At 73.2% G+C, this 17477-nt stretch carries 17 protein-coding genes; 8 read left to right on the top strand and 9 right to left on the bottom strand.

All coding sequences use genetic code 11. The annotated features are described in order from the left end of the window. Positions 1–4: 4 nt before the first annotated feature. The 3 genes from R2E43_RS16445 to R2E43_RS16435 all read right to left on the bottom strand — a co-directional run bounded on the left by R2E43_RS16445 (position 5) and on the right by R2E43_RS16435 (position 3223). Positions 5–1666: a transporter gene (locus R2E43_RS16445; protein ID WP_329431381.1), complete on the bottom strand. Its 1662-nt coding sequence runs from the start codon at positions 1664–1666 to the stop codon at positions 5–7. Next, positions 1663–2454: an ABC transporter ATP-binding protein gene (locus R2E43_RS16440; RefSeq protein WP_011029631.1), complete on the bottom strand. Its 792-nt coding sequence runs from the start codon at positions 2452–2454 to the stop codon at positions 1663–1665. Before R2E43_RS16440 ends, R2E43_RS16445 begins: the two co-directional genes overlap by 4 nt. A gap of 115 nt (positions 2455–2569) precedes the next feature. Continuing rightward, positions 2570–3223 (bottom strand): bifunctional DNA primase/polymerase, encoded by a 654-nt coding sequence (locus tag R2E43_RS16435; protein WP_003974584.1) that lies wholly within the window; start codon positions 3221–3223, stop codon positions 2570–2572. A gap of 304 nt (positions 3224–3527) precedes the next feature. Here R2E43_RS16435 and R2E43_RS16430 point away from each other — a divergent pair, with 304 nt between their 5' ends. Together R2E43_RS16430 and R2E43_RS16425 are read left to right on the top strand one after the other, a co-directional pair. After that, on the top strand, positions 3528–4913 hold the full coding sequence (locus R2E43_RS16430; protein ID WP_011029632.1) for a hypothetical protein: 1386 nt from the start codon (positions 3528–3530) through the stop codon (positions 4911–4913). A 202-nt stretch (positions 4914–5115) separates the two neighbouring features. Then, positions 5116–6768: a hypothetical protein gene (locus R2E43_RS16425; protein WP_329431380.1), complete on the top strand. Its 1653-nt coding sequence runs from the start codon at positions 5116–5118 to the stop codon at positions 6766–6768. 65 nt (positions 6769–6833) lie between these two features. Here R2E43_RS16425 and R2E43_RS16420 read toward each other — a convergent pair whose 3' ends face one another. Next, positions 6834–8150, bottom strand: coding sequence for an ABC transporter substrate-binding protein (locus R2E43_RS16420; RefSeq protein WP_003974581.1), 1317 nt, complete (start codon positions 8148–8150; stop codon positions 6834–6836). A gap of 116 nt (positions 8151–8266) precedes the next feature. Here R2E43_RS16420 and R2E43_RS16415 point away from each other — a divergent pair, with 116 nt between their 5' ends. Then, a complete protein-coding gene (locus tag R2E43_RS16415) occupies positions 8267–8767 on the top strand; it encodes an SCO4402 family protein (protein WP_003974580.1) in 501 nt (166 codons plus the stop codon). A gap of 47 nt (positions 8768–8814) precedes the next feature. After that, on the top strand, positions 8815–9708 hold the full coding sequence (gene purU, locus R2E43_RS16410) for a formyltetrahydrofolate deformylase (RefSeq protein WP_003974579.1): 894 nt from the start codon (positions 8815–8817) through the stop codon (positions 9706–9708). 41 nt (positions 9709–9749) lie between these two features. Here the strand turns inward: purU and R2E43_RS16405 are convergent, their stop codons facing one another. From R2E43_RS16405 to R2E43_RS16395, 3 genes are read right to left on the bottom strand one after another with little or no spacing between them, the layout of a single operon-like run. Continuing rightward, positions 9750–10538, bottom strand: a complete 789-nt coding sequence (locus R2E43_RS16405) for an ABC transporter permease (protein ID WP_332056313.1) — start codon at positions 10536–10538, stop codon at positions 9750–9752. Further along, positions 10535–11509, bottom strand: a complete 975-nt coding sequence (locus R2E43_RS16400) for an ATP-binding cassette domain-containing protein (RefSeq protein WP_332056312.1) — start codon at positions 11507–11509, stop codon at positions 10535–10537. Before R2E43_RS16400 ends, R2E43_RS16405 begins: the two co-directional genes overlap by 4 nt. Positions 11510–11521: 12 nt before the next feature. Beyond that, positions 11522–12187: a DUF4097 family beta strand repeat-containing protein gene (locus R2E43_RS16395; protein WP_011029635.1), complete on the bottom strand. Its 666-nt coding sequence runs from the start codon at positions 12185–12187 to the stop codon at positions 11522–11524. Between the two features lie 231 nt (positions 12188–12418). Between R2E43_RS16395 and R2E43_RS16390 the strand changes: the two genes are divergently transcribed. Then, positions 12419–13192 carry a GbsR/MarR family transcriptional regulator gene (locus R2E43_RS16390; RefSeq protein ID WP_003974575.1) on the top strand — a complete coding sequence of 258 codons (774 nt, stop codon included), beginning with the start codon at positions 12419–12421 and terminating at the stop codon, positions 13190–13192. On the opposite strand, the gene R2E43_RS16385 is transcribed toward R2E43_RS16390, so the two are convergent. Both R2E43_RS16385 and R2E43_RS16380 read right to left on the bottom strand, forming a co-directional pair. Continuing rightward, positions 13149–14435, bottom strand: coding sequence for a zf-HC2 domain-containing protein (locus R2E43_RS16385; RefSeq protein WP_332056311.1), 1287 nt, complete (start codon positions 14433–14435; stop codon positions 13149–13151). The two genes, R2E43_RS16390 and R2E43_RS16385, sit on opposite strands and share 44 nt — an antisense overlap. Beyond that, positions 14432–15025 (bottom strand): sigma-70 family RNA polymerase sigma factor, encoded by a 594-nt coding sequence (locus R2E43_RS16380; RefSeq protein ID WP_003974573.1) that lies wholly within the window; start codon positions 15023–15025, stop codon positions 14432–14434. Before R2E43_RS16380 ends, R2E43_RS16385 begins: the two co-directional genes overlap by 4 nt. A gap of 329 nt (positions 15026–15354) precedes the next feature. Here R2E43_RS16380 and R2E43_RS16375 point away from each other — a divergent pair, with 329 nt between their 5' ends. The 3 genes from R2E43_RS16375 to R2E43_RS16365 all read left to right on the top strand — a co-directional run bounded on the left by R2E43_RS16375 (position 15355) and on the right by R2E43_RS16365 (position 17415). Next, a complete protein-coding gene (locus R2E43_RS16375) occupies positions 15355–15735 on the top strand; it encodes an STAS domain-containing protein (protein WP_003974572.1) in 381 nt (126 codons plus the stop codon). A gap of 105 nt (positions 15736–15840) precedes the next feature. Beyond that, entirely contained in the window at positions 15841–16353 is a 513-nt protein-coding gene (calD, locus tag R2E43_RS16370) for a calcium binding protein CalD (protein WP_003974571.1), read from the top strand. Positions 16354–16938: 585 nt separating this feature from the next. Next, a complete protein-coding gene (locus R2E43_RS16365) occupies positions 16939–17415 on the top strand; it encodes an ATP-binding protein (RefSeq protein WP_016326908.1) in 477 nt (158 codons plus the stop codon). The last annotated feature ends 62 nt before the right edge of the window (positions 17416–17477 follow it).

The following is a 17477-nucleotide window of genomic DNA, read 5'->3' as shown; positions in this document are numbered from 1 at the left end:
CCCGTCACCCCTTGCTGACCGCCGTGAGGATCTCCGGCAGCCGCCCGGCCGTGCGCGGCGCGGCCAGCCGCAGGCCCAGCAGCGTCAGCACCGCGCCGTACACCGCGCCGACCGGCAGGAGCACCCAGCCCGTGTCCCCGGCTCCCCCGCTCACGTTCAGCCAGATCGTCAGCGCGATCACCGGCGCGCACAGCAGGGCCGCGCCGATCATGCCGCCGAAGATCGAGACCCAGGCCAGTCCGACCTGACCGGGGGCGACGTTCTTGTACCCCTCCTGCGGGATGGAGTACGGGAAGCGGGCCGAGGTCCAGGCGCCGGTCGCCAGCATCGCGCCGAGCAGCGCGAAGGACAGGCCGAGCGCCTCGGGCAGGGTCCGCCAGTCGTCGAGCAGCGCGGTGGTCAGCACCGTGACGAGGGTGGCGTACGGCAGCGTGATCAGCAGCAGCGCCAGCGCGCGGGCCCGCAGCTCGACGTAGGCGTCCCTGGCCGACGAGATCGTCATCGCGACCATCCAGAACGCGGACGTGTCCTGCCCGAACTGGTTGTACATCTGGATGCCGAGCATCCCGGCCGCGAAACAGGCGAAGTAGACCGAGCCGGTGCCCTGCCAGGCGTTGAACACCGGCACGATCAGGCCGATGGCCAGCGACGTCACCCACGCCGCCTTGGTCTTCGGGTCGCGCCACACATAGCGCAGGGTGCGCTCCATGGTGGTGCCGGTACGGCCCGCCGGCAGCCACCGGGTGAGACCGGCCGAGCCGCGCTCGCGCACCGGCCCGGTGTCGCTCTGGAGCGTGGAGCCGTCGGGCGCCGTCATCAGCCGCGTCAGATGCCGCGCCCACACCCGCAGCAGCAGCACCAGCGCCGCGGCGGTCAGCGCCAGCTGGGCCAGCGCGGTGCCGTACGCCCCGTCGCTCGCCGCGTCCATCGCGCCGACCGCCGACGCGGGCGGAATCCAGCGCACCACGTCGGCCACCGGGTCCAGCTCGCCGAGCCCCGACGAGCCCAGCCGCTGCGCGCCGAAGTTGACGAGTTGCGCGCCGACCGCGACGACCAGCCCGCTCAGCACCGCGAGATCGCGCCCCTTGCGGCTGGTCAGCAGCCGGACGTTGGCGGCGGCGACGGCCCGCGCCAGGGTCACGCACACCAGCAGCGCGAGGACCGCCCCGACGACGCCGACGGCGTAGGCCGCCCCGCCGTGCGCGACCGCGACCACGGAACCGGCGAACACGCACAGAGTGAACAGCGGCCCGATGCCCACCAGCGAGGAGGTGAGCAGCGCGCGCACCAGGGGTCCGGGCCGCAGCGGCAGCATCACCAGCCGGGTCGGGTCGAGCGTCTCGTCCCCGCCGGGGAAGAACAGCGGCATCACCGCCCAGCCCAGGGCGAGCACCGCGGCGAGCAGCACGACCAGCGCGTCCGCGTGCGCGTACCCGCGCAGCGCGATCAGGCCGATCAGCTGGAGCGCGGCGAAGAGCAGCACGAGGACGGCCGAGGCGACGTAGGCGGCCCGCCGGCCGCCGGACTGCCGCAGCCCGTTGCGCAGGAGCGACAGCTTCAGCCGTACGAAGACCGACGTGACGGCGGAGCCGGACGGGACCGTCGCGCCCGACGGTCCCGGCGGTCCCGGCGGGACGGGGGCGGCCGGTGTGGTCCGCGCGCTCATCGGGACCCGCCGCCCAGCCAGTCCAGGTCCGACCCGGCGTCCCGGCCGCCCGCACCGACGAGTTCGAGGAACGCCTCCTGCAACGAGGCCGCCCCGCCGCGCACCTCGGCGAGCGTCCCGGTGGCCCGGATGCGTCCCGCGGCCATCACGGCCACCCAGTCGCACAGCGACTCCACCAGCTCCATGACGTGCGAGGAGAAGACGACGGTGGCGCCGGAGGCGGTGTAGCGCTCCAGGACGCCCCTGATGGTCTGTGCCGAGACCGGGTCGACGCCCTCGAACGGCTCGTCCAGGAACAGCACTTCCGGGTTGTGCAGCAGCGCGGCGGCCAGGCCGATCTTCTTGCGCATGCCGGTCGAGTAGTCGACGACCAGCTTGTGCTGGGCCCCGGCGAGGTCGAGCACGTCGAGGAGCTGGGTGGCCCGCTTGTCGACCTCGTCGCCGGGAAGCCCGCGCAACCGGCCCGTGTAGCCGAGCAGTTCCCGCCCGGACAGCCGCTCGAAGAGCCGCAGCCCCTCGGGCAGCACCCCGATCCTGGCCTTCACCTCGACCGGGTCGCGCCACACGTCGTGCCCCACGACCTCGACCGTCCCCTGATCGGGGCGCAGCAGCCCGGTCACCATGGAGAGCGTGGTGGTCTTCCCGGCCCCGTTGGGCCCGACGAGCCCGATGAACTTCCCGGCCGGCAACTCCAGATCGACCCCACCCACGGCCACCTGCTGCCCGAACCGCTTCCAGAGCCCCTGAACCCGCACGGCACTGTTGCCCACCACGTCTCCCTCCGTCACCACGAACCCTACGGGGGATCAACGCCCCGGAAAGGGGCGCGGGGCACCGCGCGAGCGACCGCGACCGGTCCGCGGCCGCCGGAGGGACAGCGACCCGGCAGACGAGGAGGCGCCCCTAACGGTCCCGCCCGCACGCATAGGTCAACGCCGAGATCAACTCCTCCACATCCGGCAACCACCGGTTCACCGCAGTCGGCCGGCAGGCCCACTGCACCGCCCCCCGCGCCCCGAACCGCGTAGGCGGCGCCGCCACATAGGCGCCCTCCCCGAGCACGCCCAGATCAAGGGCCCGGGGCGCCCACCCCAGCCGCCGCACGAGATCCGGAACCTTCGCCCCCGCACCCGGCAGAACGAAGAACCGCATCCGCCGGTCCGGCGCCAGCGTCACCGGCCCCAGCGTCAGCTCCATCCGCTGCATCCGTGCCAGCGCCAGGAACCCGGCGGTCTCGGGCACGTCGATCGCGTCGAACGTCCGCCCCGTGGGCAGCAGGATCGACGCCGACTGCTGCTTCTGCCACATCCGCCGGGCGACGGTCGCGCTGCCCGTCGCCTGCGCCGCCCAGTCCTCGCGCGCCGGGTGCGCGCCGGGGGCGGCGCACGCCGGGTCCTCGCAGGAGCAGCGCTGCACCCCGTCGCCGGGCACCAGCCAGGTGCCGGGGAACACGTCCCAGTGACGCTCCTCGGCGTAGCGAACGGCGGTCTCCAGCAGCGACGTACCGCGCTGCTGCGGGATCTGGGCGGCTTCGGTGCCGGGGATGGTCTCTTCCACGTGGAACTCAACTCCCGGGCTCAGCGGGGGTTACGGGGGCGGCGCGCGCGGGGGAGGTGCACCGGCACGGCATTCGGGGCGCATGGGTGCATACGTGGGGGCGCGCAGGAGGATTCACTGCGGGAGCGGGGTAGCCAGGACTGGGGCCGGCACCGGCCGTTACCCCGGCAATCCTCGCAAGCTTCGCAAGTCTCGCATTGTCGGCACATCGACGGGGCATTGATCTTCACGGGCCGGATCCTCTTCGTCCAACGATCCGCCGGGACAGCACCGAGACCGCATGAGACCGCATGGGGGTTACGCCATGGCCGCAAGGCCTCTCGTCGCGCGGCAGCCGAACGAACGACTGCAGGCGCTCATTCAGGAAGCGGGCTGCTCGAACGCGGGCCTCGCCCGCCGGGTCAACGTGTGCGGGGTCGAGCACGGTCTCGACCTGCGGTACGACAAGACCTCCGTGGCCCGCTGGCTGCGCGGACAGCAACCGCGGGGCCGGGCACCGGCGATCATCGCCGAGGCGCTCGGACGCAAGCTCGGCCGCACGGTCACGATCGACGAGATCGGCATGGCCAACGGCAAGAACCTCGCGTCCGGCGTCGGCCTCCAGTTCTCGCCGACGGTACTGGGGGCCATCGAGCAGGTCTGCGAGCTGTGGCGCAGTGACGTGGGGCGCCGGGACTTCCTGTCCGGTTCCTCCGTCGCCGCCTCGGCGCTCGTCGAGCCCAGCCGGGACTGGCTGATTTCCGCCCCCGACCCCCAGGTGTCGCGTTCGGCGGGACCGCGGGTGGGCCCGTCCGACGTGGCGGCCGTGCGGGCGATGACGCAGGCCCTGACGGACCTGGACCACCAGTACGGGAGCGGGCACGTGCGCCCGGTCCTCGTGCACTACCTGAACAGCGTCGTCTCCGGGCTGCTGGCCGGCTCCTACCGGGAGGCCGTCGGACGGGAGTTGTTCGCCACGGTCGCGCGACTGACCGAGCTGGCCGGATACATGGCCGTGGACACCGGCCAACCCGGCCTCGCCCAGCGGTACTACATCCAGTCGCTGCGGCTCGCGCAGGCGGCCGGGGACCGCGGCTACGGCGGGTACGTGCTGGCCGCCTCCATGAGCCACCTCGCCGCACAGCTCGGAAACCCGCGCGAGATCGCGCAGTTGGCGCGGGCGGCGCAGGAGGGCGCGCGCGGGCGGGTCACACCGCGCGCGGAGTCGATGTTCCACGCGGCCGAGGCCCGCGGCCACGCGCTCCTGGGCGACGTACGGGCGGCCCACGAGGCGGCCGGGCGGGCGGTCGGCGCGATGGAGTCGGCCGATCCGGCCGCCGGGGACGACCCGGTGTGGATCGCGCACTTCGACGAGGCCTACCTCGCCGACGAGTTGGCGCACTGCCACCGGGACCTCGGCCAGGCGGACGCGGCCGCCCGCTACGCACGGCAGTCCCTGGACGGGCATCCCGAGACGCGGGCGCGCAGGCGGGCCATCGGCCATGTGCTGTTGGCCACGGCGCAGGTGCAGCAGCGGGAGATCGAACAGGCCTGCAACACGGCGACGAGGGCGGTGGAACTCCTGGAGACCCTGCGCTCGAACCGGGGCGCCGAGTACCTGGACGACTTCCAGGCCCGGCTCGAGCCGTACCGGGAAGAAGCGGTGGTCAGGGAGTTCGGCGCCCGGCTCGATCTGCAGGCCGCCGCGTGAGCGGACGGGGCGCGAAGTGAGTGAACACGCGTGAAACATCGCCGCGGTGAGCGGAAAGGAACATCAACAGCGCGCCGCGGCCCGGTTTTGTTACTGCTGTCACAGGGAAGGAGTTGACGCCCCGGGCGGCGTGGCAGTGGGCTCGGGGGACCCGGTAGCGTGAGCCGACGATTCCGAAGGTCCCCCATTCGTAGGAGTCCCGGTGACGCAGAGTGGACAGGGCGAGGAGCCCTCGGCGCGGCAAGCGCACGAAGGCATCGTGCTGCCCTCGGACGGTGGCGAGCCCTTGCTGCCCGGTCTGACCGGCGCTCCCGCCGGCCCCCAGGGCGGCGGCCCGGCACCCGCCTCGGCGCCGCCCGGCGGCCAGGCCTGGGACCGGCCCTGGGGCCCCGAGCAGCAGCAGAGCCCGCCCCCCGGCCAAGGCTGGCCCACGCCGCCCGATGCTCAGCCCTGGGGCGCTCCGGAGACCCCGCAGCAGCCCGCATCGCAGGCCTGGCCGCCCGCACAGGGCGCACAGTCACCGGCCCCCGGCGCGCCGCCGCCGCAGGCCGGACCCGGCCCGCTGCCGCCGGAGGGCGCGCGCCCCCCGTCGTACGGGTCGCCGCCGGGCGACCAGTCCTACGGCGGGCAGCCGCCGTACGGGCAGCAGCACCAGCAGCAGCCGTACCAGCAGTACCCGCAGCACGGTGCGGGTGTCGCGCCGCTGCCGCCCGCCGACGAGGGCGCCACGCAGTACATACCTCCGGTCGCGCTGCCCGCCGACGAAGGGGCCACCCAGTACATACCGCCCATCGCGCCCGCGGGACCGGGCGCGCTGCCGCCGGAGAGGCCCGCGCAGCCGCACGCCGCCGAGTCGACGCAGTACCTCGGCCAGGCACCGCAGTACCCCGTGCAGCCCGCGCCCGCCGCACCCGCGGCCCATCCCGACGCCGAGGCCACGCAGTACATCGCGCCCGTGCCCGGCGGCCCCGCCGGTGCCCCGTTCGGGGCCGGGCCCGGCCCCGACGAGGGCCGTCAGCCGCCCGCCGAGTTCGACAACCTCTTCCGCGGTGCCCCCGGCGCCGACGGCCAGGCCTCGGCCACCCAGCAGATGCCCCGCTTCGACGCGCCCCAGGCGCAGTACCCCGGTGACCAGCCCGGGTACGCCCCGCAGGGCCCGGGCGGCGGCGGTGGCAGACGGCGCGGGGCCGACGACGGCGGCGGCCGGGGCGGCCGCGGCGGGCGCGCCGGCTCGCGCCTGCCGATCCTCGCGGCCGTCGGCGTGGGCATCGCCGTCGTCGGGGTCGGCGCCGGAGCGATGATGGCCGGCGGGGGAGAGGACGAGGACAAGGGCGGCAACCAGACGGTGTCCGCCACGGCCCCCGCCTCCCAGTCCGCGTCCGCCGAGGCCTCCCCGACGGTTGATCCGGTCCGGCAGCAGGCCGTCGAGCTGGACAAGCTGCTCGCCGAGAGCGGCACCGGACGCACCACGGTCATCAACGCCGTCGGTGACGTGAAGACCTGCGACAAGCTCCCCCAGGCGGCCAAGGACCTGCGTGAGGCCGCCAAGCAGCGCAGCGGGCTGGTCGACAGCCTGTCCAAGCTGTCGGTGGACAAGCTGCCCCAGCACACCGAGCTGACCACCGCGCTCACCAAGGCGTGGCAGGCCTCCGCGTCGGCCGACAACCACTACGCGGCCTGGGCCGACCGGACGGCCGGCAAGAAGGGCTGCAAGAAGGGCAAGGCCGCCACCCAGCCCACGGCGGCCACGCGGGCGAGCGGCACGGCCAGCAAGGAGAAGGCCAAGGCCGCGACGCTCTGGAACGCCATCGCCAAGAAGTACGGCCTGACCGAACGCCAGCCCACCCAGCTGTGAGCCGGCCGGCCCGGGCGGCCGCCCCCCCCGGACGGGCCCCGGCCCCCGGGCCCCCGGGCCCTGCCTCAGGCCACGTCCGCGTTCTGCAGGGTGCGGGTGGTGTCCACGGCGCCGTCGCGGGCCGAGACCAGGCGGCCCTCCCGTACCACCTGGAGGGTGACGTCGGCGTTGACCAGGCGGGGGAAGCCGACCGAGGCCAGCTTGTCGGCGAACGTCCAGCGCAGGCCGGGCGTGAGCCCGCCCGTGCCGACCTCCGGGCCGTCGTCGAGGGCCCGCCGGACGGTGTCGGAGCTCACCTCGCCGTCGCCGAGCGACTCGACGACCTGCTTGAGCACGGTGTACGCGATCCAGGTCGTCTGCACCCCGGCGTCGGCCGGATCGACGTCGTTGTCCCCGAACGCCTGGTCCTTGATCAGCCGCTTCAGACCGTCCCAGGCCGGGTCGCTCACCGCGGGGTACCAGCCGGTGACGTACGCCCCTTCGTAGGGCCCGGACGCGCCGCCGCTCGCGTTGATCGTCGTCTGGTCCACGCTGCCCAGCACGGTCGCCGTCCGGACGTCGGCACGGTCCCCGCGGGCCCGCCGGAAGGAGTCCATGAAGGTGCCGGTGCGGTCCCCGAGGACGGGCACCACGCACCCCGGCTCCGCGGGTCCGCCGCCGTCCCGTGCCAGCGCCCGCTCGGCCTGGTCGTCGTACGCGGTGGCGTCCTCGGCCGCCCGCTGGTCGTGGGAGCGCTCGTGCCCGCCCGAGGCCAGCCCCGAGTCCAGCAGCGCGGACAACTGGTCGCCCGCGATCGTGTCGGGGCGGACCAGCGTCACCGGCCCGCAGGAGCCGGCGAGCGCGCTGCCGAGCCCCGCGAGCAGCGCCGGCTGGCCCCCGTTGACGGGGTACGACAGCGGACTGGTGAACTCCGTGTTGGTGAGGCCGTACCCGCCGATGTACGGGATGCGGGCGCCCTCGAGGACGGGGAAGAACGAGTCGGCGTACTGGCTGTAGGAGCCGACCACCGCGACCGCGTTCTCCTTGACGGCACGGCGGGCGCACTTCGCGGCGGCCACGCTGTCGTTGTGGTCGTTGCAGGTCAGGACGTTGAGCTTGCGGCCCGCGAGGCCGCCCTGGGCGTTGATCGAGCGGGCGTAGGCCCGGGCGAGCGCGGGCATGCCCGGCTTGTTGGTCGCGCCGGTGTCCTGCGGCGCCCAGGTCATGACGGTGATCGGGTCGTCCCCGGAGCCCCCCGTGGCACCGGGGACGACCCCGCAGCCGGCGGCGAGTGCCGCGCACGCCACCAGCGCGCCCGCGGACAGGACGCCGGTGCGGGTGGCCCGGAGGCGGCCGCGGGGGCCGCCGGGGGGAGTGCTGCGGATGGGTCGCCTGCCGGTCATGTCCCCGCACGATTCCGTCACCCGGCCAACCGGGGAGTGACCTGCGGTCAACGCGTGGTGACGCGGAGGTGAATTGCGGGGGCCGGCGGGGCGCGGGGAAGAGGAACGTAGGATCGATGACCGTGCAAGGTTCGGAGAACTCTTCCCGTCGCGGCCGTCGCTCCACCACCATGGGCGGCATGCCACTCAACGACATGCCGTGGTGGCGCTGGCGCAGTCAGGTGCGCTCCGCGCTGCACATGCTCTCCGCCCCCGCCTTCCAGCAGGACGTCTGGCTGGCCGGCGTCGAGGGCTACGGGGACGTCACCGACGCCGTGTACCGCCTGGTGGAGGACACCTGGCTGGACCACTGGTCGGCCGAGAAGTACGTGGGCACGGTCTTCCGCGACTCGCAGGAGGCGGCGCTGGTCGACACCGCCGTGCTGCGGGTCCTGCGGATCATGCACCAGGTCGGGCCGGACGCGCCGGTGACCGCGTACCTGGCGCACGCGGACTGGCCGGAGGCGGTGCGGGCGGCGCGCGACGCGCACGTGCGGCTGGCCACCAGCGACGGCGAGGACCCGGAGGCCGAGCCGCGCACGCTCGAGGTGCTGCAGATCCTCACCCGGTCCGCCTGACGGGACGGCACGCGGTCCGGGAGGCCGGATATGGGACCCTGTGCTGCATGAACGCGCAGTCCTCCGCCGCCGTCCCCTCGGCCGACGCCCCGGCCGACCAGTACGTCCTCACCCTGTCCTGCCCCGACAAGCAGGGCATCGTGCACGCCGTCTCGAGCTACCTGTTCATGACCGGCTGCAACATCGAGGACAGTCAGCAGTTCGGGGACCACGACACGGGTCTGTTCTTCATGCGGGTCCACTTCTCGGCCGGTGAGCCGGTGACCGTGGACAAGCTGCGCGCCAGCTTCACCGCGATCGGCGACGCCTTCCACATGGACTGGCAGATCAACCGGGCCGACGCGAAGACGCGCATCGTGCTCATGGTGAGCAGGTTCGGGCACTGCCTGAACGACCTGCTCTTCCGCGCCCGGATCGGCGCGCTGCCCGTGGAGATCGCGGCTGTGGTGTCCAACCACACCGACTTCGCGGAGCTGGTGGGGTCCTACGACATCCCCTTCCACCACATCCCCGTGACGAAGGACACCAAGCCGGAGGCCGAGGCCCGGGTCCTGGAGATCGTGCGCGAGGAGAACGTCGAACTCGTCGTGCTGGCCCGCTACATGCAGGTCCTCTCGGACGACCTGTGCAAGGCGCTCAGCGGCCGGATCATCAACATCCACCACTCCTTCCTGCCGAGCTTCAAGGGCGCGAAGCCGTACCACCAGGCGCATGCGCGGGGAGTGAAGCTGATCGGCGCGACGGCGCACTACGTGACGGCCGACCTCGACGAGGGGCCGATCATCGAGCAGGAGGTCGAGCGGGTCGGGCACGACGTCACGCCCGATCAGCTGGTGGCGATCGGGCGTGACGTGGAGTGCCAGGCGCTGGCGCGGGCCGTGAAGTGGCACGCGGAGCGGAGGATCCTGCTCAACGGCCGCCGGACGGTCGTCTTCGCCTAGGACCCGTCCCATGGGGCCGGGTCGACCGGCGGTCGCCTCGGTCAATTCGGGTCGCTGTTGAACTTCGAGGTCGCCCAGACGTAGCCGAGCGTGGTGAGGGCGAGGCACCAGCCGAGGGCGAGCCAGCCGTTGTGGCCGATCCCGGTGCCGAGGAGGAGGCCGCGCAGGGTCTCGATGGCGGGCGTGAACGGCTGGTACTCGGCGATCGGCTGGAACCAGCCCGGCATCGAGTCGATGGGGACGAAGGCGCTGGAGATCAGCGGGAGGAAGATCAGCGGCAGCGCGTTGTTGCTGGCGGCCTCGGCGTTCGGGCTGATCAGTCCCATGCCGACCGCGATCCAGGTCAGCGCCAGCGTGAAGAGCAGGAGCAGCCCGAAGGCCGCCAGCCACTCCAGGGCGGTGGCGTCGGTGGAGCGGAAGCCGATGGCCACGCCGACGGCGCCGACGAGGACCACGCTCATGATCGACTGCACCACGCTGCCGATGACGTGCCCGACGAGCACGGAGCCGCGGTGGATGGCCATGGTGCGGAAGCGGGCGATGATGCCCTCGGTCATGTCGTTGGAGACGGAGACCGCGGTGCCGATCGTGGTGGATCCGATGGTCATCAGGAGCAGGCCCGGCACGAGGTAGGAGACGTAGTCGGAGCGGTCGCCGCCGCCGCCGATGCCGGCGCTCATCGCGTCGCCGAAGACGTAGACGAAGAGGAGCAGCAGCATGACCGGCGTGAGCAGGAGGTTCAGGGTGAGGGAGGGGTAGCGGCGGGCGTGCAGGAGGTTGCGGCGCAGCATGGTGGACGAGTCGCGCACGGCGAGGGAGAGGTTGCTCATCGGACGGTCTCCTTGGTCGCGTCGGTCTGGGCGGGGACGGCGGCGGGGGCGGTGGTTGCGGTGAGGGCGAAGAAGACGTCGTCGAGGTCGGGGGTGTGGACGGTGAGTTCGTCGGCCTCGATGCCGGCGTCGTCGAGGCGGTCGAGGATGGTGCGCAGGTCGCGCTGGCTGCCGTCGCTGGGGATCTGGAGGGTGAGGGTGTTGTCGTCGCCGGCGCTGTGGGGCAGCGCGGCGGTGGCGTCGCGGTAGGCGGTGGGGTCGGTGAAGCGGAGCCGGACGTGTCCGCCGGGGACGAGCCGCTTCAGTTCCTCGGCGGTGCCTTCGGCGGCGATCCTGCCGTCGTGGAGCACGGCGATGCGGTCGGCGAGTTCGTCGGCCTCCTCCAGGTACTGGGTGGTGAGGAAGACGGTGACGCCGTCGGTGACGAGGGCGCGGATGATCTGCCACATGGTGTGGCGGGAGCGGGGGTCGAGGCCGGTGGTGGGCTCGTCGAGGAAGATGATGCGGGGGTCGCCGACCAGGGTCATGGCGATGTCCAGGCGCCGTTTCATGCCGCCGGAGTAGGTGGAGGCGGGCTTGCCGGCGGCCTCGGTGAGGTCGAAGCGCTCCAGCAGTTCGGCGGCGACCCGCCGGCCCTCGGGGCGGGGGAGGTGGTGCAGGTCCGCCATGAGGAGCATGTTCTCCTCGCCGGTGATCAGGCCGTCCACGGCGGAGAACTGGCCGGTGACCCCGATCGCGCCGCGCACGGCCTGCGGAGCGGAGGCGAGATCGTGGCCGCCGACGCGGATGTCGCCGGCGTCGGGGGTGACGAGGGTGGAGAGGATCTTGACGGCGGTGGTCTTCCCGGCGCCGTTCGGGCCGAGCAGGGAGAAGACCGTTCCTTCGGGGACGGCCAGGTCGATGCCGTCGAGGACGGTCTTGTCGCCGTAGGACTTGCGCAGTCCGTTCGCGGTGATGGCCGAGCTGGTCATGACTGCTGCTCCTCAGAGGCTGCGGGCGGTGATGTCGCCGTGGGCGGTGGTCGCGTGGATGGTCAGGCCGGGGGTGCCGTCGGTGTTCCTGAGCGCGTTGTGGACGCGGCCGTAGGAGGTGCCGGCGTCCAGTGAGGCGGAGACCCCGGCGGCGGCGCCCACCGAGAGGTCGCCCGACCCGGTGCGCAGCACGACCTCGCCGCGCACCGCCTCGGCGATCCGGATGTCGCCCTTCTCGGTGCGGATGTCGGCGGGGCCGTCCAGACGGCCGACCGAGATGTCACCGGCGGCGGTGGCGAGGCGGACGCTCGCGGCCTCGTCGAGCTTGACCGGGCCGTGCGCGCCCTCGAAGCCGACATCGCCGAGCCGTCCGACGCCCCGGAACTCGGCGGCTGCCGCCTTGGCCTCGACGCGGGAGCCGGCGGGCAGCCGGACCGTCACCTCGACGGCGCCGGAGGCGCCCATGAACGGGTGCTTCACCCCGGTTTCGATCCGCAGGACGCCGTCGCCGAACTCGACCCTGGTCTGCTCGGCCACCTTCACGTCACGTCCCTTCGAGGCGTCCGCGGGCAGGACCTCGACCGTGGTGTCGGTCCGGTCGGCGGCGATGAACCGGATGCGGCCCGCCGGGACGTCGAGGAGAGCGGAGATCGGGGCGGGGGTGTCGAAGGTCTGCATGGTGGTCTCCCGTTTGCGTTGCCCGTCGTTCTTTCTGACATGAGAAACGCTACGTTGCGTTCGAGGATGCCTCAATAGACTTGTTGCGATGGGATGGGAGCCATGCAGGTCAGAGCCGCTAATTCGTTGCAACGGTCTGTAAAGCAATGCAACGCCAGATCAGTTGTCGTTGCAATGGAGTGAGAGTGAACGCTATAGTCGGGCGCATCAGGGGACGCGAAGGAGATCACGATGCCGGGCGGCAGGCTCACTCAGCAGGAACGTCAGCAGATCGCGCTGGGGCTGGCCGACGGCCTCGCCTACGCGGAGATCGCGAGGCGCCTCGACCGCCCCACCTCGACGATCACGCGCGAGGTGATGCGCAACGGCGGTCCCACCGCGTACCGCGCCGACCTCGCCCACCGGGCCACCGAGCGCCGCGCCCACCGGCGCAGGCAGGCGGCTCCCCGGGGGCCGCAGGCGCTCCCGCCCGCCCACGGGCGGGACGCCGAGGCCGTGCGCGAGTACGAGGAGACGCTGACCACCGTCTTCATACAGCAGGGCACGCCGAAGATGATGGCCCGGGTGATGGCGTGCCTCTGCGTCAGCGACAGCGGCAGCCTCACCGCGTCCGAACTCGTCCGGCACCTCCAGGTCAGCCCGGCGTCCGTCTCCAAGGCGGTCGCCTTCCTGGACGAGCAGGGCCTGGTCCGCCGGGAACGCGACGCGTCGCGCCGCGAGCGCTACGTCATCGACGACGACGTCTGGTACCAGTCCATGGTCGCCAGCGCCCGCGGGACCCTTCTGGTGGCCGAAACCGCACGCCAGGGCGTCGGCGTCCTGGGCTCCGGCACCCCGGCGGCCGAGCGCCTGGAGAACATCGCCCGCTTCCTCGACTTCATCTCCGAGAGCATCGTCCGGGCCGCGGACCAGGCCCGCGAGGTCCTCCACACGGCGCCCGCCGCACCCCCTGAGGGCGACGCTACATCCGGCTCAGACCGGCCGCCGCGAACAGGACGTCCCTGATCGCCTCCCGGTCCCCGGCCTGACCCGCCGCCGCCTCGGCCGGAGGCACGTGGCCCGCCGCCAGCCGGCAGAACTCCACGCCGTCCAGGGCGACGTGCGCCACCTCGTGGTCGGCGGAGCCCACCGCGCCGGGGGAGTCCAGCGGGATGAGCCACTCGCCGCCGCCCGAGCCCTCGATCTCCAGCCGCAGGCTGCGCCCCGGCCCACCCGCGGCGACCAGGTGCGGACCGCCGCCGGGCGTGGCCAGACCGGCCCGGCGGCGCGCCGCGAGGACGCCCGGCAGCATCCGGGCGGCGAGGTCGATCATGCCGTTGAGATGGCGCGCGGACGGCGGCGCGTAGGGGTAGTCCACCGCCTCGGCGATGTCCTCCGCGTGCACCCAGCACTCGAACGCCCGGTCCAGCATCGCGTCCCGCAACGGCAGCTCGAAGTCTCCGTACGAGACCGGCATGCCGCCCGCGTCGCCGGTGAACGCCACCGTCCGGACGATGCTGTGGCTCTGCTCGCGCCACGGCGCCCGCACCGCGCGGGTGGGCGGGTAGTGCGAGGCCCGCCAGTACGCCTCCGTGCGCGCGGCCGGCCCGCCGCTGGGCGCGGTGATGTCACCCAGCGGGTCGTCGAGGCCCAGGCCGACGGCGACCGTGCCGTCGACCGTCAGCAGGTGCGCGATGACCCCGGCGACGGTCGTGCGGCGGCTCGCGGCGCCGTCGTCCTCGAACCAGCGCAGCCGGACCGGGGCGTGCCACTCGGCGTCCCCGAAGTCCTGGAGCAGCGCGTCGAGGCGCGCGGTCTCGGCGTCGTAGGAGGCGGCCCACTCGGGCACCGGGATACGGGGCGGACGCCGCTCCAGGCACCCCTCCAGGACCCGGGTGTGCAGAGCGGGGTCCAGGTCGAGGCTCTCCGGCCGCTGGAGCAGCGTGACGGCCTCGCGCAGGCGCAGCGCCTCGTCGGCACAGCTGTCGCACTCCCCGAGGTGCTCCTCGACGGCCGCCGCCTCCGGTGCCGAGCAGGCGGCCAGCGCCCACGCGCCGAGCAGCGACGTCAGCACTTGGTGCTCCAGCGCGACCGGCGCCGCCTCGGGCAGCGCCCGCCCGCCGTCCTCGACGGAGGCGCGGGGCAGTGGTATGCGCGCCCCGGTGCCGGTGCCGGTGCCGGTGCCGGTGCCGGTGCCGGTGCCCCCGTCGTCGCTCTCGCCGGTCTCGTCGTTCTGGCCGTTCTCACCGTTCTCGTCGTACGCCGTCATGCCGCACCCCCGTACCCGGGCGGAGCCCCCGGTGGGTGCTGGGCGGTGCCGGCGTCGCGGGCGGTGGACAGGAGCTGCAGGCCCAGGCGGAGGCGGCGGCGGGCCTCGTCCTCCGTGACGCCGAGGTCGGCCGCGGTCTGGCGGTAGTCGCGGCGCTGGAAATAGGCCAGTTCCAGCGCGGCGCGCAGGGGAGCCGGCATGGACTGGACGATGTAGTCGGCCCGGGCGGCGACCGAGGCGTGCCGCACCTTGGTCTCCAGCTCCTCCGCGGTGCCCGCACCGCCCCGGACGAGGGCCGCGGTCTCGGTGGCGCGCAGCCGCTGGACCGCGAAACGGTGGGTGAGGGTGGCGATCCAGGTGCGCAGCGGGCCCTGCCGGGGGTCGTAGGCGTCGGGATGCTCCCAGACGTGCGCGAAGACGTCGCGCGTGATGTGGTCGGCGGCCCGCTCGTCGTCGAGCACGCGGTGCGCCAGGCCGTGCACCAGCGAGGCGAACCGGTCGTACAGCTCGCCCAGGGCGGCGGCCTCCCCGCGCGCGAGCCGCTGCTGCATCTTGCGGTCCCAGCGCGGCGGCACGTCTCTCTTCGCCATGCGGTCCCTCCACCCCCTCCTCGGTCCCAGCCTGCGGCCACCCTCGCCCCGAATGTAGTCGGCACGTCCGACAGCGCACGCCCCTTTGTTCCAATGTGCGCCCCCGGACGCCCGGAGGTGATATGCGCCTCCACTACCCTCTATCGTGCGACCGAATTCGATCGAACAGGATCGAAACCATCTGAAACGAGCCACTTTCGACCAGCCCCCGTTTCCGCCGCGGCGTTTGCGGGAACGGCCGGTGGGCAGGCGCGCCGCCATGAAGCGTAGGCACGGCTTCCGTTTCGGGTGAATCCCGAAAATTCCAGACGTTCCGACGAGGGAAGGGCATGGTGGTGACGTTCAACGTGACCGGCGGCGAGCGGGGCCAGTGGGCCGTGCTCCAGGTGTCGGGCGAACTGGACCTGGTGACGTCACCGGTGCTGCGGCAGCGCGTGCACGACGAGGTGGCGGAGGGGCGGCACAGCCTCGTCCTGGACCTCTCCGACGTCCTGTTCTGCGATTCCAGCGGGGTCGGCGTCCTCATCGCGTCCCGGCGGCTCATCCGCTCCTGCCAGGGCAGGCTGCGCCTGATACTGCCCGCCCAGGGAGCCGTCGACGGCTCCCACGTCAACCGCGTCCTCGGCGCGCTGGGCGTGCGCCGGCTCTTCGACTGCCACCCCGACCTCGCCTCGGCGACCGGGGACGAGCCGCGGCCCCTTTCCGCGTAGGCCGCGCGGGACATCGCGGCAAGTCCGGCCCGCGGCCGCGTCCGGCGACGTACGCTCCGGGCGAGACGTACCCCGAACACCGACGTGAGGCGGCCGGAGAGAGCCATGGTCAACAGCGAGTACGAGCGCAGGATCGCCGCGCGGTTCACCACCTTCGACCAGGACGGCAACGGCCACATCGACCGTTCCGACTTCAGCGGGGCGGCCAAGGCGCTGCTCGCCGAGTTCGGCGTCGCCGCCCGCTCGGACAGGGGCCAGGCCCTGTACGGCGGTGCCGAGGCGCTCTGGCAGGGCCTGGCCGGCATCGCCGACCGGGACGGCGACCAGCGCATCACCCGCGAGGAGTTCGTCACCGGAGCGGTCAAGCGGCTGCGGGACAAGCCCGACCGGTTCGCCGAGATCGCCCGGCCCTTCCTGCACGCCGCCCTCGGCGTCGCCGACACCGACGGTGACGGGGCGGTCACCGTCGCGGACACCGCGCGGGCGCTGACCGCGTTCGGCGTGCCCGAGGACCTCGCCCGGCAGGCCGCCGCCGCGCTCGACACGGACGGCGACGGCAAGGTGGGGGAGACGGAGATCGTCCCGGCCTTCGCCCGCTACTTCACGGTGCCCGAGTAGCGCCCTGCCGGAGCAGCGTCCAACGGAGCAGCGCCTGCCGGAGCAGCGCCCGCCGAAGTGGCGCCCGCCGAAGTGGCGCGTACCGGAGCAGCGCACACCGCGGCGGCGCCCGCCGGGGTGTCGCGGATCGTGGCGGTACGGCATCACAGAGCGTTGATACCGGCTTGTGTCCGCCGAGTCGCCCGTTACGGCCCGGAGTCGATGCCACGCTCCGGTACCTTGTGTGGGATGCGAGTGGTCCCGAGCGCCAGCCGTGCCGGAGTTGCCCCTGGGGCGGCTCCGGAACCGGCGGTGTGCGCCTTGCCCCGCAGGGCGGAACGGCCGTCGGCCGCCGCCTGTTCGACTCCTCGGGAAGCGCGTCGCACAGTATGCCGCACGCGTACTCCTTCGCGCTGGAATATGCCCGAAGCGCTTGTTGACGTGACTGTCCGTCAACCATGCTGTCCCACAAGGGATTCACGTTCCGTGAACCCTGCCCCGGCCGTTGTTCTGGCCATGCTGGAAATGGCTACGATCGTGGCCCTCATGAGGCGCGAGCCTTTGTGTCCGCCGGTTCGGATGGTGTGAGCGGTGCAGGTGCTTCAAGTGCAGCTGGAGGTCCGTCCAGACCCCTCGGAAGTGGGGCGTGCCCGGCGCTGGGCGCGTTCCCGGCTCGCCGGATCGGGGATACGGGCCGACGAACCACTCGCCGAGACGCTGGTTCTGCTCGTCTCCGAACTCGTCACCAACGCCGTGGTGCACACCGGGCGTTCGGCGGTCCTGCGGCTGGTGCTGCCGGGCGCGGTGACCGAGGAGACTCAGGAGGCGACCGTCCGCCTGGAGGTGGACGATGCCAGCGACCGGGCCCCCGTGCCCCGTTGCGCGGGCGGCGAGTCGACCGGCGGCCGGGGCCTCGCCCTCGTCGACGGCCTCGCCGACCGCTGGGGCTGGAGTCGGGAGGGCGCAGGCAAGCGCATCTGGTGCGAACTGGACCGGCGCGCCGCGGGCGAGGAGGCCCCGCCCGTCTGCGGGAGCGGCGGCGGCGCGGTGGCGTACGAGGGATTCGCGTACGAAGTGGTGTGACGGCCGTGCGCCGGGGTGTGCTTCCGTGCGCGTCCCGGCGAAGCGGGACCCGCACGAGGAGA

It is taken from the genome of Streptomyces violaceoruber (assembly GCF_033406955.1).
Taxonomy (GTDB): Bacteria; Actinomycetota; Actinomycetes; order Streptomycetales; family Streptomycetaceae; genus Streptomyces; species Streptomyces violaceoruber.
This window is presented reverse-complemented; position numbering and strand designations above follow the sequence as displayed.